This window comes from Microbulbifer jejuensis (assembly GCF_047289955.1).
In the GTDB taxonomy this organism is placed as follows: Bacteria; Pseudomonadota; Gammaproteobacteria; order Pseudomonadales; family Cellvibrionaceae; genus Microbulbifer.
Genome location: NZ_JBLBUB010000008.1, coordinates 129219 through 148224 on the forward strand (window position 1 = coordinate 129219; position 19006 = coordinate 148224).

23 protein-coding genes are annotated in these 19006 nt (G+C 53.9%); 6 read left to right on the forward strand and 17 right to left on the reverse strand.

The annotated features are described in order from the left end of the window. Positions 1–10: 10 nt before the first annotated feature. Entirely contained in the window at positions 11–355 is a 345-nt protein-coding gene (locus ACL7TT_RS07190) for an outer membrane protein assembly factor BamE (RefSeq protein ID WP_299941806.1), read from the reverse strand. Positions 356–634: 279 nt separating this feature from the next. Here ACL7TT_RS07190 and fur point away from each other — a divergent pair, with 279 nt between their 5' ends. After that, the gene (fur, locus tag ACL7TT_RS07195; RefSeq protein ID WP_299941803.1) at positions 635–1045 is read left to right on the forward strand and encodes a ferric iron uptake transcriptional regulator; all 411 of its coding nucleotides are present in this window, start codon (positions 635–637) and stop codon (positions 1043–1045) included. Between the two features lie 53 nt (positions 1046–1098). Here fur and ACL7TT_RS07200 read toward each other — a convergent pair whose 3' ends face one another. Together ACL7TT_RS07200 and recN are read right to left on the reverse strand one after the other, a co-directional pair. Continuing rightward, complete coding sequence (locus tag ACL7TT_RS07200) at positions 1099–1704, reverse strand: 1-acyl-sn-glycerol-3-phosphate acyltransferase (RefSeq protein WP_299941800.1); 606 nt, start codon at positions 1702–1704, stop codon at positions 1099–1101. A gap of 209 nt (positions 1705–1913) precedes the next feature. Then, on the reverse strand, positions 1914–3584 hold the full coding sequence (recN, locus tag ACL7TT_RS07205) for a DNA repair protein RecN (RefSeq protein ID WP_413394279.1): 1671 nt from the start codon (positions 3582–3584) through the stop codon (positions 1914–1916). 226 nt (positions 3585–3810) lie between these two features. Between recN and grpE the strand changes: the two genes are divergently transcribed. From grpE to dnaJ, 3 genes are all read left to right on the forward strand, one after another. After that, positions 3811–4452: a nucleotide exchange factor GrpE gene (grpE, locus tag ACL7TT_RS07210; protein ID WP_299941795.1), complete on the forward strand. Its 642-nt coding sequence runs from the start codon at positions 3811–3813 to the stop codon at positions 4450–4452. A gap of 123 nt (positions 4453–4575) precedes the next feature. Then, positions 4576–6522, forward strand: coding sequence for a molecular chaperone DnaK (gene dnaK / locus ACL7TT_RS07215; protein ID WP_413394282.1), 1947 nt, complete (start codon positions 4576–4578; stop codon positions 6520–6522). Positions 6523–6786: 264 nt separating this feature from the next. Continuing rightward, positions 6787–7914 carry a molecular chaperone DnaJ gene (gene dnaJ / locus ACL7TT_RS07220; RefSeq protein ID WP_413394284.1) on the forward strand — a complete coding sequence of 376 codons (1128 nt, stop codon included), beginning with the start codon at positions 6787–6789 and terminating at the stop codon, positions 7912–7914. A gap of 211 nt (positions 7915–8125) precedes the next feature. Here the strand turns inward: dnaJ and ACL7TT_RS07225 are convergent, their stop codons facing one another. The 9 genes from ACL7TT_RS07225 to ACL7TT_RS07265 all read right to left on the reverse strand — a co-directional run bounded on the left by ACL7TT_RS07225 (position 8126) and on the right by ACL7TT_RS07265 (position 13923). Then, positions 8126–8422, reverse strand: a complete 297-nt coding sequence (locus tag ACL7TT_RS07225; RefSeq protein ID WP_413394286.1) for a transposase — start codon at positions 8420–8422, stop codon at positions 8126–8128. Between the two features lie 47 nt (positions 8423–8469). Then, complete coding sequence (locus ACL7TT_RS07230) at positions 8470–8664, reverse strand: transposase (RefSeq protein WP_413394288.1); 195 nt, start codon at positions 8662–8664, stop codon at positions 8470–8472. A gap of 38 nt (positions 8665–8702) precedes the next feature. Beyond that, positions 8703–8966 carry a hypothetical protein gene (locus ACL7TT_RS07235; protein WP_413394290.1) on the reverse strand — a complete coding sequence of 88 codons (264 nt, stop codon included), beginning with the start codon at positions 8964–8966 and terminating at the stop codon, positions 8703–8705. Positions 8967–9106: 140 nt separating this feature from the next. Continuing rightward, on the reverse strand, positions 9107–9340 hold the full coding sequence (locus ACL7TT_RS07240) for a DUF5062 family protein (RefSeq protein ID WP_413394291.1): 234 nt from the start codon (positions 9338–9340) through the stop codon (positions 9107–9109). 338 nt (positions 9341–9678) lie between these two features. After that, positions 9679–10098, reverse strand: a complete 420-nt coding sequence (locus ACL7TT_RS07245) for a hypothetical protein (protein WP_413394292.1) — start codon at positions 10096–10098, stop codon at positions 9679–9681. A gap of 549 nt (positions 10099–10647) precedes the next feature. Beyond that, the gene (locus ACL7TT_RS07250; RefSeq protein ID WP_413394294.1) at positions 10648–10893 is read right to left on the reverse strand and encodes a hypothetical protein; all 246 of its coding nucleotides are present in this window, start codon (positions 10891–10893) and stop codon (positions 10648–10650) included. An 804-nt stretch (positions 10894–11697) separates the two neighbouring features. Next, positions 11698–12561: a PhzF family phenazine biosynthesis protein gene (locus ACL7TT_RS07255; protein WP_413394296.1), complete on the reverse strand. Its 864-nt coding sequence runs from the start codon at positions 12559–12561 to the stop codon at positions 11698–11700. Positions 12562–12618: 57 nt separating this feature from the next. Next, positions 12619–12960, reverse strand: coding sequence for a MerR family transcriptional regulator (locus tag ACL7TT_RS07260; RefSeq protein WP_413394298.1), 342 nt, complete (start codon positions 12958–12960; stop codon positions 12619–12621). 372 nt (positions 12961–13332) lie between these two features. Further along, complete coding sequence (locus ACL7TT_RS07265) at positions 13333–13923, reverse strand: GNAT family N-acetyltransferase (RefSeq protein WP_413394300.1); 591 nt, start codon at positions 13921–13923, stop codon at positions 13333–13335. A 206-nt stretch (positions 13924–14129) separates the two neighbouring features. On the opposite strand from ACL7TT_RS07265, the gene ACL7TT_RS07270 reads away from it, so the two are divergent. Then, positions 14130–14465, forward strand: a complete 336-nt coding sequence (locus ACL7TT_RS07270) for a hypothetical protein (RefSeq protein WP_413394302.1) — start codon at positions 14130–14132, stop codon at positions 14463–14465. A gap of 169 nt (positions 14466–14634) precedes the next feature. Further along, complete coding sequence (locus ACL7TT_RS07275; RefSeq protein WP_413394304.1) at positions 14635–15597, forward strand: AraC family transcriptional regulator; 963 nt, start codon at positions 14635–14637, stop codon at positions 15595–15597. Here the strand turns inward: ACL7TT_RS07275 and ACL7TT_RS07280 are convergent. The 5 genes from ACL7TT_RS07280 to ACL7TT_RS07300 form a co-directional block, all read right to left on the reverse strand. Next, the gene (locus tag ACL7TT_RS07280) at positions 15594–15878 is read right to left on the reverse strand and encodes a high-potential iron-sulfur protein (RefSeq protein ID WP_413394306.1); all 285 of its coding nucleotides are present in this window, start codon (positions 15876–15878) and stop codon (positions 15594–15596) included. The genes ACL7TT_RS07275 and ACL7TT_RS07280 overlap by 4 nt on opposite strands. Positions 15879–15948: 70 nt before the next feature. Next, positions 15949–16272, reverse strand: coding sequence for a hypothetical protein (locus ACL7TT_RS07285; protein WP_413394308.1), 324 nt, complete (start codon positions 16270–16272; stop codon positions 15949–15951). Between the two features lie 201 nt (positions 16273–16473). Beyond that, positions 16474–17919 (reverse strand): coniferyl aldehyde dehydrogenase, encoded by a 1446-nt coding sequence (locus ACL7TT_RS07290; RefSeq protein WP_413394310.1) that lies wholly within the window; start codon positions 17917–17919, stop codon positions 16474–16476. A 225-nt stretch (positions 17920–18144) separates the two neighbouring features. Continuing rightward, positions 18145–18423 carry a PepSY domain-containing protein gene (locus ACL7TT_RS07295; RefSeq protein ID WP_413394312.1) on the reverse strand — a complete coding sequence of 93 codons (279 nt, stop codon included), beginning with the start codon at positions 18421–18423 and terminating at the stop codon, positions 18145–18147. Between the two features lie 123 nt (positions 18424–18546). Further along, positions 18547–18978 (reverse strand): hypothetical protein, encoded by a 432-nt coding sequence (locus ACL7TT_RS07300; RefSeq protein WP_413394314.1) that lies wholly within the window; start codon positions 18976–18978, stop codon positions 18547–18549. Positions 18979–19006: the final 28 nt, after the last annotated feature.

Consider the following 19006-nt stretch of genomic DNA (forward strand, 5'->3'; position numbering starts at 1 on the left):
CTAAGGGCGTTCAGGGCCAGCCTGTCGGCTGCCAGTCGCCACTCGTGGCGATCAGGATATCGCCATTGAAATAGACACTAAAGCGCTGCTGGGTCACTCCGCCTTTGGGGTCGCGGAGGCGATTGACATAGTCCCAGCGATTGGGATTATAGGTATCTTCCACCAGCGGTGTACCCAGCACGAATTGAACCTGTCGCCGGGTCATACCGGGTTTCAACTGATCCACCATGTCCTGGGTGATGATGTTGCCCTGCTGAACCTCGATACGGTGCACACCGGGGAATTTGATCAGTGTACAGGCGCCCAAGAGGGTGCACAGGCTGGCGATGGCGAGAAGTTTCAGGCTAGTCGGCATTCATTGCTCCATTATGTGCTGAAAAAGGCGTTTATTGCGCCATTTTTAACTGGCCAGATCAAATAGGCCCCGATTGAGGGGGAAAGTTCCCCCGGGCCTGGCGATTTGCCCCCATAAGGGATGGCCGGGGTTTCGCTGACTCCGCAGGACATGGGATAATACCCGAAGAGGTGGCTCGCTGACAGATAGGACGCTTTGATCTTAGCCGATTATTGATCCCTGCTCCGGGCCGTTTCAGGTAAAGACCATTCTTAAGATCCTGTCGGGAAATCTCTATTCATGTCAAACGAAAACCAGGAATTGCGCAAGGCCGGTCTCAAAGTCACCCTGCCGCGGGTAAAGATTCTGCAGCTGCTTGAAAGTGCCAGTGAACAGCATCTGAGTGCTGAGGATGTGTACAAGCTGCTGCTGGAAGCGGGGGAGGATGTGGGTCTGGCCACCGTCTACCGGGTTCTGACCCAGTTTGAGAGCGCGGGTCTGGTTATGCGCCATAACTTCGATGGTGGCCACTCCGTATTTGAGCTGGACCGTGGGGATCACCATGATCACATGGTATGTACCGATACCGGTAAAGTGATTGAGTTTCACAATGAGGAAATTGAAAAGCTACAGTGCCAGATTGCTGAAGAGCACGGCTATGAACTGACCGGCCACAGCCTTGTGCTTTACGTCAAAGAAAAAGCGCAGTAGGCACCGCCGGGTGTGGCATTTGACACACCCGGGTTCCCAGCGGGCTCCAAAGGTTATTGCTGTGGCTGGCAGGGGGGCGCGTAACGTTGCGGGAATTTGCCGATTTTGTCCGCGTAGAATATCCGTAACTTGTTCAGTTCCACCTCCAGATTTTCACCCAACTGCGCGATTGGACCAATGCCCACCTCTTTCTTACTGAAGTTGATAAAGCCCAGCACTACGGGCACCTTGGCATTGCGCGCGATATGGTAGAAGCCGGTTCTCCAACGCTCCGCCATACCGCGAGTGCCCTCCGGGGGAATCGCGATAATCAGCTCCTTATTCAGCTTGAACTGCTTGATGGTGGCCTCCACCAAATTGTTGGCCTTGCTACGATTCACTGCAATACCGCCAAACCAGCGCATGGGCCCGCCCAATGGGAACTTGAACAACCTGTCTTTGCCCATCCACTGCGGGGTGAGCCTCAGTTTAAGCGCGGCCAATATAAAGAAGTAACCGTCCCAGTTGGTGGTGTGGGGAGCCCCCAAGAGCACGTACTTTCTCAACTTCAACGATTGTTGGTTGCCTTTTACGCGCCAGCCATGCAACCTCAGTAGCAGTCTGGCGACCTGGCGCATCAGCGGTGTGACTATTGGGGTGTTAAAAATCGTTTTCTGCATAAACTTGGTCGATGCCAGTTGGATGGACCGCCAAGTATATGGTGACTTCTGCCGCCAAACCCAGTTAATTCTGGCCTGCTTGCCCTAAATTGGCCTATGTCTCTGACAAACCAGCTACTTCGCCCGATTGGTGGTGTGACGGTTATTTAAGGCAAGGTGGAAGGCGCTTAATACGAGCGGAAGCCGGGCTGTCTGCACCATTCGCGTGATCAAACAACCCGCGATAGCATCTCTTCGGCGTGGGCCAGGGACTGGGCTGTGGGCTCTCCCCCAAGCATGCGGGCGATTTCTTCGCGGCGTTTGCCACCGCTCAGTTCGCGCAGGGTGACAAAGGCACTTTCACCATCGGAGTGCTTCTCTACCAGGTAATGGCGGTGGGCCCGCGCAGCCACCTGGGCCAGATGGGTGACACAGATCACCTGGCCACTGCGGCCATTTTGCATCTCGCCCAACTGGCGCAGCAGGCGCCCGACCACATCCCCGGTGGCGCCGCCGATTCCCACATCCACTTCGTCGAATACCAGGGTGGGGGTGCGGGAGGTCCGCGCCGTCACAACCTGGATCGCCAGGCTCACCCGGGAAAGCTCTCCACCGGAAGCGATTTTGCCCAAGGGGCGCGGCGGCTGTCCCGGATTGGTGGTTATAAGCATCTCCACGTCCTCCAGACCGCGGCTGTTGGGCTTCGCCAGTGTGTGCAACGCCAGCTCCATGCGCACATGGGGCATGGCCAGCTCCGCCATTTGTCGGTTCACAGCCTCGGCCAACTGGTGTGCGGCTTTGGTGCGCCGTTTGCTCAGCTTTCCGGCGGCTGTGCGGAATTGCCGCTCCAGTTTCTCACACTCTGCAGCGCGTCGTTCAAGGGTATCTGCCGTGTTTATATCATCCAATTCCGCCTGTAATTGCTGCTTTAGAAAGGGCAGTTCCTGTGGCTGTACCCTGTGCCTGCGGGCCGCCTGGTAGATCGCACTGAGGCGTGCCTCCACCTCGGCCAAACGTTCCGGGTTCACCTCGAAGCGGTCTATATGGCGCGACAGGGTGTCTGCCGCCTCATCCACCTGAATGCGTGCGCTGTCGAGCATCTGCGTCACCTCCAGCAGGGCCGGGGCCTGATCCGGTATGGCTGAGAGCAGCTGCAGGGCGCAGTGGAGTTGCTCGGCGATATCCCCTTCGCCGCCGGACAACAGCGCCGCCAGTTGATAGCCGCCGTTGAGTATGTCACCGGCTTTGGCCAGTTGGCGTTGTTCGCGCTCCAGCGCTTCTATCTCCCCCGCGCTCAAATCCAGTCGGGACAGCTCCTGCAGTTGGTATTGCAGCAGCTGACGCCGCGCCTCGCTCTCCTCGGCACTGTCTGCCAGGGTGCGGTAGTGGCGGTACTGGTCCTGCCAGGTCTTGTAAAGGCTGCGGGTATCCGTGGCCAGTGTTTGGGCCTGGGCGAATTCATCCAGTAGGCGACAGTGGGTTTCTTTATTCAGCAGGGATTGGTGCTCGTGTTGGCTGTGGATATCGATCAGTTGTTCAGCAAAAGCGCGCAGCTGCAGGAGGGGCACCGGCTGGCCGTTGATATAAGCCCTTGAGCGGCCGTCGGCGCCGATGGTACGGCGCAGTATCACCTCTTGCCCCGCATCCATTTCCCGGGATACCAGCCAGTGTTCGGCGCTGGGGTGGTCGCTGATATCGAAGGTGGCACTGATATCGGCGCGGCTGGCACCGGGACGCACCAATTCGGCACTGCCCCGCCCGCCCAGGGCCAGTCCCAGTGCATCCAGGGTAATGGACTTCCCCGCGCCGGTTTCGCCAGTGAGGGCACTGGTACCGGGGCCGAGTTCCAACTCCAGTTGGTCCACCAGGGCGAATTGGCTGATAGACAAATGCAGCAACATAGGAATCGCTTCTGTGTCTTTTATTGTGAGGGCACTTCGGCCTGCTTAGTGGTTATTTATACAGTATTTATCTCCCGTTAGCTATAGCGCCAGAACCACATTACCCTGCCAACAGGTGCGTGCAGGAAAAACCCCTTGAACTGTGCGGTGTTGACCCCATATAGCCCCAGTGTCCGCTGGGCGGGCCCATTCCATTACTGACAGAGTTGATGCGACGGAGAGAGCAGTGGCTAGAGAGCGCAGCGAAGAAGATCAGATCACAGAGGGCGTGCAGCCGGAAGCGCTGGCGGACGAGCATCTGGCAGAGACCGATGAGGCGGCTTCCGCCGAGATTGAGGACCCTTCCACAGCAGAGCGCCGGCAGGCCGAGGAAACCTTGCTGGAAGAGGCCGAGAGTGCCGATGCCCTACACGATGAAATTATCAAGCTGCAGGAGCAACTGGCGGTACAGAAAGACCTCGCCCTGCGTGCCCAGGCCGAAGGGCAGAATGCCCGCCGCCGCGCCCAGCAGGATGTTGAACGCGCGCGCAAGTTTGCGGTGGAGAAACTGCTGCAGGACTTGCTGCCGGTGGTGGACAACCTGGAGCGTGCCCTGGCCACCATCGACACCGAAGACAAGACCAGCAAGGCGCTGGCGGAAGGCATTGCGCTGACCCACAAATCTTTCACTGATACCCTGGTGAAAAATTCAGTGGAGGTTGTCGATCCAGTCGGCGAGCCTTTCGACCCCGAACTGCACCAGGCCATGACCCAGATACCCAACGGGGACGTGGAACCGAATACGGTCCTGGAAGTGTTTCAAAAGGGCTATCGCCTCAACGGTCGCCTGGTGCGCCCGGCCATGGTAGTGGTCAGCAAGGCACCGTAATGGCGCCTGTGTGAGGCAGCCTTGAATTTTATCGGTCGGCACCAATATAGCTGACATCAGGAATTATTCGCGCGATACATACAGAACAGAGCTGGCGGCGCGCATCAAACGAGGATTTTACAGATGGGAAAAATTATCGGCATCGATCTGGGCACCACCAACAGCTGTGTGGCGATACTGGATGGTGACAAAGCGCGCGTCATCGAGAATGCGGAAGGTGATCGCACTACGCCCTCCATTGTTGCCTTCACTGACGACAATGAGATCCTGGTTGGTCAGTCTGCCAAACGCCAGGCGGTGACCAATCCCAAGAACACCCTGTATGCGGTCAAGCGCCTGATCGGGCGCAAGTTCAAAGACGATGTTGTACAAAAAGACATTAAAATGGTGCCTTACTCGATCGTTGAAGCCGATAACGGCGACGCCTGGGTGGAAGCCAAGGGCGATAAGAAGGCGCCGCCGCAGATCTCTGCCGAAGTCCTGAAAAAAATGAAGAAAACCGCGGAAGATTTCCTCGGTGAGAAAGTGGAAGCCGCGGTGATTACGGTACCGGCTTATTTCAACGACTCCCAGCGCCAGGCCACCAAAGATGCCGGCCGTATCGCCGGACTGGATGTGAAGCGGATTATCAACGAGCCGACCGCTGCTGCGCTGGCCTACGGTCTCGACAAGCAGGGTGGCGACCGCACCGTAGCGGTTTACGACCTGGGTGGCGGCACCTTCGATATCTCCATTATTGAAATCGCGGACGTGGATGGTGAGAAGCAGTTTGAAGTGCTGTCCACCAACGGAGACACCTTCCTCGGTGGTGAAGACTTCGATCTGCGCCTGATCGACTATCTGGCGGAAGAGTTCAAGAAAGACCAGGGCATCGACCTGAAAGGCGATCCTCTGGCCATGCAGCGTCTGAAAGAGGCTGCGGAAAAAGCCAAGATCGAGCTGTCTTCCAGTCAGCAGACCGAAGTTAATCTGCCGTACATCACCGCCGATGCCACCGGTCCGAAGCACCTGGTGGTTAAATTGACCCGCGCCAAGCTGGAAAGCCTGGTGGAGGAGTTGGTTACCCGCTCCCTGGAGCCGGTAAAAATTGCTCTTCAGGACGCCGATCTGTCCGCTTCCGGCGTAGACGAAGTTATCCTGGTGGGCGGCCAGACCCGCATGCCGCTGGTACAACAGAAAGTCACCGAGTTCTTCGGCAAGGAGCCGCGCAAAGATGTCAACCCGGACGAAGCCGTTGCCGTAGGTGCGGCCATTCAGGGTGCGGTGCTGTCTGGGGATGTCAAAGACGTACTGCTACTGGATGTGACCCCGCTGACCTTGGGTATTGAAACCATGGGTGGCGTGGCAACACCGCTGATTGACAAGAACACCACTATCCCGACCAAGAAGTCCCAGGTTTTCTCCACTGCGGAAGACAATCAAACTGCCGTGACCATCCATGTGGTACAGGGTGAACGCAAGCAGGCTTCCCAGAATAAGTCCCTGGGCCGTTTCGACTTGGCTGATATTCCACCGTCACCGCGCGGTATGCCGCAAATCGAAGTCACTTTCGACATCGACGCCAACGGTATTCTGCATGTTCACGCCAAGGACAAAGCCACCGGCAAGGAGCAGTCTATCGTGATCAAGGCATCCTCTGGCCTGTCCGAGGAGGAGATCGACAAGATGGTTGCTGACGCGGAAGCCAATGCGGAAGCGGACAAGCAGTTCGAGGAACTGGTGCAAACTCGCAATACCCTCGATAGCCTGATTTCAGCTACCAAGAAAACCCTGGAAGAGGCCGGTGACAAGGCGACTGCAGAGGAAAAGTCCGCAATTGAAGCGGCTATCTCGGAAGCGGAGGAGGCGGTGAAAGGCAACGACAAGGCTGCGATGGAAGCTGCCACCACCAAGCTGACCGAAGCCTCTGGTCCGGTTGCCCAGAAGATGTACGCCGAGCAGGCCCAGGCGGCCGGTGCCGAAGGGGGCGCTGGCGCGGAGGCTCAGGGTGAGCAACCGTCTTCCGCGGGTGACGATGCGGTAGACGCCGAGTTTGAAGAGGTAAAGGACGACAAGAAAGAAGGTCAGTAGACGTCTACGGTTCATTTTGACGGCAGCTATTGCTCACTGTGGCTGCCGGAAAACCCAGGGGTGCGGTGCCTTCCTCTTAAGGCCCCGTGCCCTGTGTTGTTTCAGGTGGATGGATTTAAAGCCGAGGGTTTTGGATACCTGCCAGAGTGGTGCCGTCCCTTGCGGCTTGGCAGAGCCCCGTAACAGTGCGGGGGTTCGTTAGGGACTGAAAATTAGAAAATTGAGTTTGGCTGTTGTTGCAGCCGAACCAGAGAATAGAGCTTTATGTCGAAACGCGATTATTATGAAGTCCTGGGTGTCGAACGCGGCGCTTCGGATGCAGAGCTGAAGAAGGCTTACCGCCGGGTGGCGATGAAGTTTCACCCGGACCGCAACCCCGATGACAAGGAAGCGGAAAACCGATTTAAAGAGGCCAACGAAGCCTACGAGATTCTGGCGGATTCCCAGAAGCGCGCCGCCTATGACCAGTTTGGTCACGCCGGTGTGGAAGGCCAGATGGGCGGTGGCAGCGGTGGTGGTTTCGGCGGTTTCTCCGATATTTTCGGTGATGTGTTTGGCGATATTTTTGGCGGTGGTGGCGGTGGTGGTCGCCGCGGCGGGCCGGCGCGCGGTTCCGACCTGCGCTACGACCTTGAGCTGGACCTGGAAGACGCGGTGCGCGGCACGACCGTGAAGATCCGTATACCCACGCTGGCTGCCTGCGATATCTGCCATGGCTCCGGTGCCAAGCCCGGTTCTTCGCCGCAAACCTGCGCTACCTGTGGCGGGGCCGGTCAGGTGCGTATGCAGCAGGGATTCTTCTCTGTGCAGCAGACCTGTCCCAAGTGCCGCGGTCGCGGCAGCATTATATCCGACCCCTGTGGCCGCTGCCACGGGCGCGGTCGGGTGGAGGAAACCAAGACCCTGTCGGTCAAGGTGCCTCCCGGTGTGGATACCGGCGATCGCATTCGCCTGTCTGGAGAGGGTGAGGCGGGGCCTGACGGCGGTCCCGCCGGTGATCTGTATGTACAGGTGGTTGTCAAGGAGCACGAGCTGTTCCAGCGCGACGGTAAAAATCTCTACTGCGAAGTGCCGATCAGCTTTGCCGCTGCTGCGCTCGGCGGGGAATTGGAAGTCCCTACCCTTGAGGGCAAGGTGAAACTGAAAATCCCGGCAGAGAGCCAGACTGGCAAGCTGTTCCGCTTGCGTGGCAAGGGTGTAGCGCCAGTGCGCGGCGGTGCCACCGGCGACCTGTTGTGCCGGGTTGTGGTGGAAACACCGGTGAACCTCTCTGGCAAGCAGAAGGAGCTGTTGCAAACGTTTGCCAGTACTCTCAGTGAGAAGAAGAATGCACCACGTCAGACCGGCTGGTTTGAAGGGGTTAAGAGCTTCTTCGGAGAGATGAAGCTGTAATTTTTCCCTGGTGCCTAAACGACAATGGCTTGCTCAAGCAGTTTGATGGGTGCCAGGGGCTTTGGCCCGCTAATCCGGATTTTGCATCAATAATCTGACCTGGCCAGAATATTATTCTGACAGCCAATGATCCGCTTGAGCAGCGCGAGGGCTGGTTGTCATTTGTTCTCTTTGATCAAATTTAAGGCGGTTCAGTTTTTTCTGGGTACAACTACCCCTTACCCCATTGTTTTCTGTATCGGGAATAGCACACTTTCTGACTATGTCGGCACCAGACGAGATACCAGCGCGCAGAAGATTCCCTGTCCGGCGTCGCTGTTGGTAACAGAAAGCGCAGGCGGCGTGTGCTCTTGATGACCACAGCGGCAATTTTGATTAGACGATTACGTAATGTGGCTACCGATGCCTTGGCAAGCTTGGTGTTGTGCTGGTGGTCCCGCAGGTATTCGAGCAGTACCCATGCCAGGGCTGAAACTAGTAGTTGCCACTGATCGACCTTTCCAGACACCTATGTCGGGCGATACCGACAATGTATTTCACTCGGTTACGATTGTATCAGTCGAGCATCCAGTGATGGCAAAAGCCTCTGTCGCCTCGAAAAAGGATCTCCACCTCGAGCCACTGCTGACGTAGGGCTTTAACCAGCAAAGCGAGAATGGCCCAACGGTGCTTAGCAGCGTCTTGTCGGCAGTGGCGTAAATACTCACCAACAGGTGCCGCCCACAGAAGACATAGAGTGGCATGAAGCAATGGCTGTCGTAATAGCTACGCATCTATACGCTCTCTCCTCAGTAGGCCCAGATTGTGGGGCGGGTGCGTTCATCTGGTATAGGCTCAAGATCATCCTTGTGCAGGAATCGGTCCTTGTGTGAGCCCTTTTGCTTTACACCAATGCCGGTAAATCCCTCTTTCAGTACATGGATCAACAGCTCATAGGCGTGTCCCCTCAGTAGCTCCAGATTGCGAGACCTGGGGAAGTAGCTTTCTCCAGGCGTTAAAAAAACCGGCTCAGTGGCCGGTTTGGGGGATTGGGTGTCTGGTAGAGACAACAATCGCAAAGTAGCTGATTTATACCTCCGAAACGCAAAAAGACCAATGAAGCGCCGTATGCGGACCCGCATGTATGGTGGTATAGGGAGGGCGGGCTAGAAACCCGCCTTTACCCAATTAGGTGGAAAAAGTAATAAGGCCCTCATTGTTTTGATGCCCAAATTGCCAACCTATGCTTAATAGACTTTTGTGAAATCTTATCTTTTTGAAGAGGCTGAATGACCTTGTCATGCACTAGGAGACGATAAATATATTCAAGTTTTTCGGTAGTTGAATCGGTTGCTTCAAACTCAACAACTCCTCGTTTAGTGCCGTATGCGGTTCCAAGAACTAGAGCTTTCTTTACTAGCTCCTTTTCGTTTTTGAGTTTCTTCATTTTTATATCTCAAAGGGTTCGTCGGTCTTACTCACCCAATGCCTGCACTTGTGTACGCCCAGCATGGGCATGAACTAATGAGGTGAAAGTCCTCAGTAGGAGGGTGTGCTCACCGGGTACCGGTGATCATAACTACTAGCCTACGGCAGGGGCAACCTCACGAGGAGTCGTCTGGAGGTGGCCCGAGCGCAAACCTGCGAGTCGACGAACAGAAATCGTATATAAAGCCAAACTCCGGGGGCGAGTTAGCACAAGGTATATCCTCGCAAGGTGAACGCCAAGGTAATGGACAAAGCACGCAGTGCGTTGTTCAGCCGCAAGCGACATTGACCGTTTTGTTAGGTATTTGAATCTGGCCTAAATGCTAGTTCAGGGTATATGAGGTAAGCAAAGAAGAAGCCCACACCTGCTGAACTAAAGAAGGACAACAAAAATAGAACACTATTAGGCCCGCCCACTAACAAATAATAAGTAAAACCAGATATTCCAGTAAAGATGCCAAATGCAGCCATTAAGAAAATTGTATTAACGTACTTGCCGATAGTTTTATAGAAGCCAGGCATTCGTATCGGTAAAAATTTATTTAAAAGCGCCAATACGGCAGGACCGAATAAACCGAAAAGAATAACAGGCATAATTGTAGCGTTTTCCAATCCTCTTCCGATCTCGCTATTGAAGACTACGATACCTTGGTAGAGGCCAATTACTGCTCCAATCCCAATACCCATCCAATCACTTTTTGCAAGCTCGAGTTTCATATGGATGCCTAACATTTGTATACTGATCACCATGATCAGTAGTTCCTTAACCAGTATTTCTGGATTATTTTCATACCAAACTATCTATTAATACATTACTTTAAATTAATCTGATACGACAATTTAGTACTGTCGAGCCACCTGGGATAATGATCACTACGACCAGTATCCCAAAAACCACCATCGAATGTAACCCCTTGTATTTATTAGTTTTTAAGGGGAATAAGCCTTCACTTTGAAAATAACGGTCACGGTGATCGCAATGCCGGCTCGTATTTGGTCATATTGCCTGTAAAACTGCACCACCACCCAGATGTACGTATCGCTAAAGAGTCTTCCCTCTCGCCCGTTGACACGCCTTTCCGGTACAGCCACGGCAGCACCGCCTGCAGCGATCAAGCCTTGCGCATCTACAGCGGCACCAATGTGGAGCAGAAGAGTACTGGCTTGCCGTCTTGACTGTGCTTACCTTCCCAGGGAGCGTGCGAGAAGGTAAGCGTTTGCGGTGCTGCTTGGGGCTGCACAGGCTTTCTAGGTGCCCGCTTAGCACTACGTCTTTTTATTGGGGCGGTGCTTGAATGGCCTGAGGGTGGCCGGGGGCTGATCGGTTGGGTCCTCCTCCAGCGCCCAGGCTTCTTCCAACAGTTGCAGTAAACGCACGGCCCGCATCACCCGGTTACCCTTGCCGGGCGCAATGTGCAGGTCCACAACCTTATCTCTGATGGCGACCGGCGTGATAATAAAATACCCACCCAGGTGCAACGGCTGAAACAATCGACAGGGTAATATAGGCATCTTTATAGGCTCCTTGAGTCACCTGTGGCGGAAAGGTGCAGAAAAAGCACATCGCTTTGCACGGTTTCTTTCGCCGCAGGCGTGATCCTTGTGGGGAAAAGAAAAGGGAAACTTGCAGAAAGGGTGCGCAGCCAGACAGGCGGTGCGCGGCTGAAGTAAAAGACCACACCCATCATCACGCAACGCCACAGCACACTCCGCCGCCGAGGGCGGAAGTGACTCGAAAAGCTCGCCTTCAGGGAGACGTTGATTGAAGACGAGCGAGTGTATGGCGTATCATTCAAGACAGCCTCACTAGATATCATGTTATCTATTGGGGTTAGCCATCTCTCGGTGTTCCAGCACTGGGAGGTGGCGTTTTTCTCTCATTTACGCGGTCATGATGCGGTCCTTCTTTGTATGATTATTTTACGTGTGGATTTCCCGCGAGCGCTCACGGTACAGGGCGCTTCGCGGACTGAATACTGGTCGTTGCGCTGTTTTTTTATCTGTTTTTTCTTTGCTTGCGCCAGTTAAGCGAATGGGCGCTAGGGTAGCAAACCTACCCTAATCGCTTTTTGCAAAGAAAGTCAATCAAGTTGAAGCTTTAGGCGACGCTGAGTTTAGTTCCTCCTCCGGCTGGTGAAGACATTTGCTGTGTACCAGGGGATCAGCCATCCGTGCCCGGGGTCTCTGGGCTTGTTCGGCAAGGGGTATCTGGGTGAAATTTCCATCATCCGAGCAGCCTATTTTAATGAATCGTGGTACGCGGGCTCTTTTGTTCGTAAGTGGGGGAGGGCGGGCTGGCAACCCGCCCTTACCTGGTTAAATCTCAATTTCCAAATATCTAGAGGGCTTTCCGATCCCTCCGGCTTTTAATCTTCGTATCTTTTGACCTTCCCGATACAAGACGACCTCTATACAACTTGGAGAACTGGGCTGCATTGTATGTCCTTGCTCGATATAGAATTTTTCTTTATCTAAATTCATAAAGTCGTGCAAAAAGCAAGCCAGAGGCCCAGCGGCCATTCCTGTTGCCGATTCCTCTTCAATGCCATAACGTGGGGCAAACATGCGGGTACTGGCATCCCGCTCTGTATTATGGGTTTCAAGGGTGTATATATAAAATCCAATCAGGTTATATTTCTCTGAGATAGATTCAATTCTTGTGTAGTCTGGGATTATTGTTTCCAGGTTCTTGATAGATTTAACGCCAAAAATGAGAAATGAGTTTCCTGTATTGACAATGACCGGGTCTGATATTATTTGCTTTTCAGTAATGCCCACAGAATTAAAAATATCGACTTTATCATGCTCTAAATACCTATATTGGGGCTCTGTTTGTTCCATGTATGCAAAATTAGCTAACACCTCTATATCCCTGTCACCATCAATGGTTTCCTTAGATGTATTTCTTCCCTGAACCAAACCAAGCTGGGATAAAAGGCTGAATGCGGCTATAGTTGCATGCCCGCAGTGCGCTATTTGCTTTTGTGGTGTATAAAAGTCCAGTTTAAAATCTGCTGTGTTGGATTGCGAGACAAAGGCGGTTTCAGAAAGGCCAACCTCCCTTGCTATACAAAGCTTCTGTTTGTCTGATAAATGATCTGCATCCAGGACAACTCCAGCAGGATTCCCTCCAGTATCGCCATCTACAAAAGCATCTACGATTGCTACGTTTACCTTCATTTTCACACTCCCTCTTTGCAAAAATAATAAGGTTAACTACCTAGACCATACTCTAGGTCAAGAGCTTTTGAAGTTTAGAATTTTATTTTTTGTTACATCGATGTAATGCGTGACGTTTTCTTGTTGAGTAAGTAACTTATCCAAATGCTCTTGCAGGAGGGCTATGCAAGCCAATTCATCCTCAGTGTAGAAGGCTTTTGTGTACTCTTTGATTTTGTTAAGAGACATGCCTGAAGTTTTCATGCAGGAAATCCAGTTTAATAGTTCAATGTCATTTTCTTTATATGCCCTATGCCCACTTTGATCCTTTTCAGGTTTTTTGATCAACCCCTGTTTCTCATAATACCTGATTGTGTGAATACCAAGGCCTGTTCTACTGCTTATAATTCCTATTTTCATTGTTTATATAATAGTGACTCAAAGTTTCATGCCGTAGGGGATGGCGTCTTTTAGTGCGTTAAGCCTGCAGAACGGTTTTGCCTTGCTTTGTGATGACCCGACTTCACCAGCGAATATGGCAACTTTTTAACAGGTTGCTGTGGTTATTGGTTTCCCGCGAGCGCTCCCGTTACAGGGCGCTCCACGGGTTGTATGATGATCGTTGTGGTACTCATTATCTTTTTTGTACTTGAACCGGTATAGCGCCCAGTTACTGTAGCAGCAGACTTACCGTAATGCCTTTTTGAAAAGGATTCAATCAGGCTGAAGTTTTAGGCGACACAGAATTCAGTGCCTCCCAACTGGTGAAGCTGTTTGCCGCGCACCTGGGCATCAGCCCTCCATGCCCTGGATATCTAGGGCTTGTGTTGGTACCGGTATCTTGTAAATGACTTCATCCAGTGTGCGACCAGAGGCCGTAGTGACTATGGCTTCTTTGAAAACCCTTCCACCAAGGGACTCAGGGATTTTGCGACTGGGTATATTGGATCGATCAACCGGATAAATTGCATATTCAAATACAATGTTTTCCAGCGCCCAGCGAAAAAGACTGGAAACTGCGAGCCGGCCATACCCATTGCCATGGGCTGACTTTTTTACCCAAACCCCCAGTTCCGGTGTGCAACCATGCCCTCTAGCGTGTAGCCCAACACAACCCATAAACGCCTCTTGAGTTGAAGTAATGGCTAACACAAGCTCCTGTTGATTGTTCATTCCCTCAGTGGAGCGTGCAATAAAGTCATGGATTTCTGAAATGTTTTTTGCCGGGCTGGGAATCCTATAGCGAGTTATTTCTTTCGTGAATTCACGAAAAATCGCCTCAGCAAACTTCTCGGAGACAGAAACCAACTGAACTGTATCCCCGGGAATCAATAGGTTCTGGAGGTCTATATTTTGATTATTTTTAAACTGGAATTGCTTCATCAATGTTCTCTGGAGGCCGCAAAGCCTTAACCTTTATCAAGTGATCAGCGCGGGCGCTATGATCCTGATTGCCACCCCGGAAGCCATTTTGCACCAGCGCTGCAAACTTTCCATGCCATCCGGATCATGCCACAGACTTGGTTCACTGCTGTAAATCCGATCATCCGGCGCAGCAGCTTACCTGGTCAGTGGATTCCCCCGCAATCATGGCAGGACAGCTCCGCTTGCATGCAGTGGGCGTGGCGCGCTTGCGTTCGGGGCGAGGGGTCGCCGATGCCGCTATGGAATCCGGGGTCTCGCTGATCCCCTACTCCAGCTGCGCTGGGTACCCTCTCCCCGATACATTGTGGCAGGGAGCGCGGGCAGGTGGTGGCATCCCCTCACGATTGATTGCCCATTTCTATTGTGCCTGTGCCTGTGCCTGTGCCTGTGCCTGTGCCTGTGCCTGTGCCTGTGCCTGTGCCTGTGCCTGTCGCTTTGAAAGCATCGTTCCGGGAACAGATAAGTTGAACTGTACATATAACGAGGTGTCGATCACATAGGGTCAAAACAGCATTTGGACGTGAGTTGTACTGATTGTGTGGTTTTGCAGATTACTACACAGTGATTGCCCAATCCTGCAGAGACCGGTCACGGTTGCCTAAAACTCCATATACTGGCCGCCTTCCAATTTGATGTTGCCCGGTGAATTACGGGCGTAAAGGGGAATTTATGCGTACAGAACACAGGGTAAAAGCGGTATCTAACGGCAGAGACCTGGAATTGACTCGGCAGAAGCTGGTCCAGACTCTGCTGGAGCAGGTTCCCGAGCAGGGGCTGACCGATACTGTCCTCGAAGGTCTGGCGCTGGTTCGCTGCAATGAACCTGTTACCTGCACTTTCTCGGTCTATACGCCATCGCTCAAATTCATTATCCAGGGCAATAAAATTCTTGAGCTTGGGGACAGGAAAATTGCCTATACGCCGTTGAGTTATGTAGCCACTTCGGTGCATCTACCCATACTGGGACGGGTGGAGAGGGCCTCTGCGGATACGCCATTTCTCGGCATCAAACTGGTGATCGATCCCCAGGAAGTGGCGGATCTGGTATTGGAGCTGGGGGATAAAGCCCCAATGGCAGGAGGCCAGGACTGCCCAGAGGTCAGTTGCGGGCTCTGTATGACGCAGATGGACCAGGGCATGCTGGAGGCGGTGAGTCGGCTGGTACAGCTGCTGGAAACGCCGGCAGATGCGCCAATACTGGCACCCCTGGTGCGACGGGAAATTATTTACCGTGCCCTGATGGGTGAAATTGGGGCACGGATGCGCAAATTTGCGATGACAGACAGCCAGGCAAATCGCGTATCGCGGGTGATCGAGATGCTCAAAGGTCGGTTTTGTGAGCCGCTACGGATCAGTGAGCTTGCGGAGCGGGCCAATATGAGCGAGTCCTCCCTGTATCACAGTTTTAAACAGATCACGCGCATGTCGCCTTTGCAATTTCAGAAGAAGCTGCGCCTGCACGAGGCTCGCCGCCTGATGCTCACGGAGGGATTGGAGGCAGCTTCCGCCAGCTACCGTGTCGGCTACGAGAGTCCGTCGCATTTCAGCCGTGAATACAGCCGCATGTTCGGTTTGCCGCCGCGCGCAGACGTCAGTAAATTACGTGGTGAACAGCGGGGCGTGCCAGCTTAGCCTTGTGTGGCGCCACCCTGTTTGAGCACAAACAGGCTGCACCAGCCCTCTGGACTGATATCCCCCTCCACCACAATACAGGCATTGGGCGGCTGAAATAGCTGGCAGTCTACGCACTTCTGGCCGTTATTTGGCGTGTCCTGGTAATTGACCGCCGCCTTCTTTGCCTTGATTTGTGCACTTGCCCGGTCTGTTGCGATTAATGCGACTGGCAGTATTGCCAGAGAACAGCCGGTCAGCTTGAGAAATCGTCTGCGCGAACTATCGTGCTGCTTATCCATTTGGGCAGGATCCATAGCGTATGGAAAAAGTCTTCTGCATTTCAGAGTAGCCGGGCTGGCGAGATTTGCTTCAATTGGAAATGCTTCGCATTTCTGCCGGCCGATCGGCAATAATCCTTCCGTTGTCGGGGTCCACTTCAAGGGCTCTCAGCTTTCCGTGATAAACGGCCAACATCTTCCAGCGCCCGCCCACAAACCGCACGCGGGTCACTGGGCGAAAACCGAGGTAGTGCAGTTTGGCTATGATCGCCGGGAGCGCCAGTGCTATGACTGAAGGTTCGGCACCGTACAAATCGGGGCTGTCATAGATGGGGGCTGGTTTTCCGGGATTCAGCCCCGGGGGGATGGGATTTGTCAGGTTACTAATGAGCAGGATGGTTGCGATAAAACCCATGTGCGGCTCCACAGGATGCATCCGGCAGCGAGCCAGGTTGCCGGTGCATTAAACCGGGCACTATCACCAGTGTGGGCGGGGAGTGATCACAGTGCCAGTTATTCCCTTGCCGATCTCTTTTCACAATGCCGGTTTTGGCGAATGCATTCGCGCAGTCCCGGCGTCACGAGAAGCCCGGCAATCCCTTTGTCGGGCGGGTGCCTAACGGGTCATTTTAAGCATCAGGCGCAAGAGAGCATCGGAGCGCTTTCCGTAGGGGGGCTGCAGGAATTTCAACAGGTTGACCGGGCCTTGGCGGTATACCGGTCGCAGTTTGGAGAAGGTCAGGAACCCCTCGTAGCCGTGATAGTGCCCCATACCACTTTCGCCCACACCGCCAAAAGGAATATCGTGCTGGCCAACATGTAACACACAGTTATTGACCGATACGCCTCCGGACATGGTTTTCTCGATATACAAATCCTGCAGGTTTTTATCCTGGGTATAGGGGTAGATGGCCAATGGGCGGGGGCGCTCATTGATATAGCTGATGACCTCCTCCGGGTGGGAGTAGGTAATGATCGGCAGGAGCGGGCCGAAGATTTCCCGCTGCATGATGAGCATATCACTGTGGACATCCACCAGAAGATGCGGGGGAAACTTACGCAGGTTACTATCGCGATCCAATTGGCCTGCGCTCAGGTCGAAAACCTTTGCCCCCTTGTCCGAGGCATCGTCCAGGGTTTTCCACAGGCGTTGATGGGACGGCGCATCAATAATGGAGGTGTAGTCGGGGCTTTGCCAGTCCGGAAAGCGTTTACTGGCCAGGCGCTGGGCATGTTCAATAAAGGATTCCAGCTTGTTCTCCGGCAGGAACAGGTAGTCTACGGTGAGACAAATTTGCCCTGCATTCATCAATTTCCAATAAATCAGGCGTTCTGCCGCCTTTTCAATGGGATAGTCGGGCGCGATGATCGCAGGGGATTTACCACCAAGCTCCAGGGTTACCGGGGTGAGGTTTTCCGCCGCTGAGCGCATAACAGCGCGACCGGTGGCACTGGAACCGGTAAAAATCAGATGATCGAACTTAAGGCTGGAAAACAGCGGGCCAATGTCGCCACTGTCGGCAATAAAGGCGAGCTTGTCCTGGGGAAAATACTGGCTACTGACCGCTTTTAGCAGTTCAGCCAGGCGGCCTGAGTTGGTGGACATCTTCACCATCGCCCGGTTGCCCGCCGCGAAAATATTGGTCAAGGGGGAGAAGCTCAGGTTTGCCGGGAAGTTCCAGGGCACGATCACACCCACCACACCCAGCGGCTGGGGGATGACCGTATTTTTTGACAGGGGGTAGGCTTTGAAGTCGGTATGGCGCCGGCGGGGTTTCATCCATTTTTTCAGGCTGCCGATGGCCTCCTTAATGCCCGCGAGTGTGGGATAGATTTCAAACAGCAGCGTCTCTTCACGGGAGCGATTGCCGTAATCGGCGCAGATGGCTTCGATAATAGGCTCCTGCTGCTCGCGCAACATACGCGCCAGCGCCTTCAAGTCTTTTATCCGCTGGGGGTAGTCGGGTACTGGGTCGGCGTTATAGGCTCGGCGCTGCTGATCGAGCTGGTTCTGGAGTAGCGCTGTATCCGCTGTCTGACGAGTGAGGGTCTGGGTGGTCATCTTGTTATCCTTGGGCGTTAACCGTTACCCAGAGTAAACGAATTTTTCGCCAAGAGATTGACGAAACGTGTCACTGAGTAGGCCACTTGCGCACTTTTACGCTTGTTCCAACGATTACTTGGGATAGGTCGCCCGGTTTCGGGGCCTGGGCACAAGAGACAATTACCTTACCAGTTGGTGATAGGCAGGGGTAGCAGCCGGCACGGTGGGGTCGTCTGCGTGCGTTCAATCGTCACTATCACCTTCCTGGGGCTTGTCGGAAAGAATTTCCGCGGAGTTCGGGTCCACCGATAACCAATGCTTTTCGTCACCCTTGTAAGCCCCTATTTTCCAGCGGCCATGTTCCAGGTCCACTTCGACAATGGGGGTATAGCCTCGCTGTTCGAGTTTGGTCAGTATTGTGGACAGCGCCATGGCGCCGGGGGGCGGTTTCTCGTTGGCAATGGCCGGGTGTAGGGCCGTGGCGGCGACTGCGGCCAGCATCAGCTTGCTAAGGGCCTTCATGATCACAATTCCTCACTGTATCAACAGGCGATGCTTGTTTTCCCGATGGTTAAACAGTGCTCCTGAACGGATTGGTCTGCACCGGCCTAAAGCTGGCGCCGGCATGTACTGCCTAGCCTGGACCTAAGGCGTTTGCGCCCCGTTTGGGAGCAGGCGCTTTTGGATCGCCTCACACCACGCAGTGCTGCCGGAAATCGTTCCGTTCAGGTTTCCGCCTGTCAGTCTTGTCACTGCATCGAACCACTCGCTGCTGCCCACAGGGGGCAGACCGGACGGATAGAGTTTAGCCAGGTCACCATTTTGCCTGGTAACTAGCTGCGCTTGTACCCAGGCGAACCACTCGGGGGTGCAGATGCTGGCACTGCCATTGCCCGATGTAGAGCCGTTGGAGCGGTCGATTTCTGCCATCGGTGCAATGGGGTGTTTCATCTCATCGGTGGCTGTCTCACTGGCGGCAGGTGCCGCCACCGGCTCTGGGGAACTGCGGGTATCGCTTTGACGACCACAACCACAAAGGGCAAGCATCACAGCGATTATGGGGACCAAGCGGGGCATGCTACCTCTGTAAATGACCGGCTCGAAA

What these genes read in the sequence shown, in the direction of transcription:
- ACL7TT_RS07190 (WP_299941806.1), bottom strand. Translation starts at nt 355, where the DNA reads ATGCCGACTAGCCTGAAACTTCTCGCCATCGCCAGCCTGTGCACCCTC.
- fur (WP_299941803.1), top strand. Translation starts at nt 635, where the DNA reads ATGTCAAACGAAAACCAGGAATTGCGCAAGGCCGGTCTCAAAGTCACC.
- ACL7TT_RS07200 (WP_299941800.1), bottom strand. Translation starts at nt 1,704, where the DNA reads ATGCAGAAAACGATTTTTAACACCCCAATAGTCACACCGCTGATGCGC.
- recN (WP_413394279.1), bottom strand. Translation starts at nt 3,584, where the DNA reads ATGTTGCTGCATTTGTCTATCAGCCAATTCGCCCTGGTGGACCAACTG.
- dnaK (WP_413394282.1), top strand. Translation starts at nt 4,576, where the DNA reads ATGGGAAAAATTATCGGCATCGATCTGGGCACCACCAACAGCTGTGTG.
- dnaJ (WP_413394284.1), top strand. Translation starts at nt 6,787, where the DNA reads ATGTCGAAACGCGATTATTATGAAGTCCTGGGTGTCGAACGCGGCGCT.
- ACL7TT_RS07240 (WP_413394291.1), bottom strand. Translation starts at nt 9,340, where the DNA reads ATGAAGAAACTCAAAAACGAAAAGGAGCTAGTAAAGAAAGCTCTAGTT.
- ACL7TT_RS07245 (WP_413394292.1), bottom strand. Translation starts at nt 10,098, where the DNA reads ATGAAACTCGAGCTTGCAAAAAGTGATTGGATGGGTATTGGGATTGGA.
- ACL7TT_RS07250 (WP_413394294.1), bottom strand. Translation starts at nt 10,893, where the DNA reads ATGCCTATATTACCCTGTCGATTGTTTCAGCCGTTGCACCTGGGTGGG.
- ACL7TT_RS07255 (WP_413394296.1), bottom strand. Translation starts at nt 12,561, where the DNA reads ATGAAGGTAAACGTAGCAATCGTAGATGCTTTTGTAGATGGCGATACT.
- ACL7TT_RS07260 (WP_413394298.1), bottom strand. Translation starts at nt 12,960, where the DNA reads ATGAAAATAGGAATTATAAGCAGTAGAACAGGCCTTGGTATTCACACA.
- ACL7TT_RS07265 (WP_413394300.1), bottom strand. Translation starts at nt 13,923, where the DNA reads ATGAAGCAATTCCAGTTTAAAAATAATCAAAATATAGACCTCCAGAAC.
- ACL7TT_RS07270 (WP_413394302.1), top strand. Translation starts at nt 14,130, where the DNA reads ATGGCAGGACAGCTCCGCTTGCATGCAGTGGGCGTGGCGCGCTTGCGT.
- ACL7TT_RS07275 (WP_413394304.1), top strand. Translation starts at nt 14,635, where the DNA reads ATGCGTACAGAACACAGGGTAAAAGCGGTATCTAACGGCAGAGACCTG.
- ACL7TT_RS07280 (WP_413394306.1), bottom strand. Translation starts at nt 15,878, where the DNA reads ATGGATAAGCAGCACGATAGTTCGCGCAGACGATTTCTCAAGCTGACC.
- ACL7TT_RS07285 (WP_413394308.1), bottom strand. Translation starts at nt 16,272, where the DNA reads ATGGGTTTTATCGCAACCATCCTGCTCATTAGTAACCTGACAAATCCC.
- ACL7TT_RS07290 (WP_413394310.1), bottom strand. Translation starts at nt 17,919, where the DNA reads ATGACCACCCAGACCCTCACTCGTCAGACAGCGGATACAGCGCTACTC.
- ACL7TT_RS07295 (WP_413394312.1), bottom strand. Translation starts at nt 18,423, where the DNA reads ATGAAGGCCCTTAGCAAGCTGATGCTGGCCGCAGTCGCCGCCACGGCC.
- ACL7TT_RS07300 (WP_413394314.1), bottom strand. Translation starts at nt 18,978, where the DNA reads ATGCCCCGCTTGGTCCCCATAATCGCTGTGATGCTTGCCCTTTGTGGT.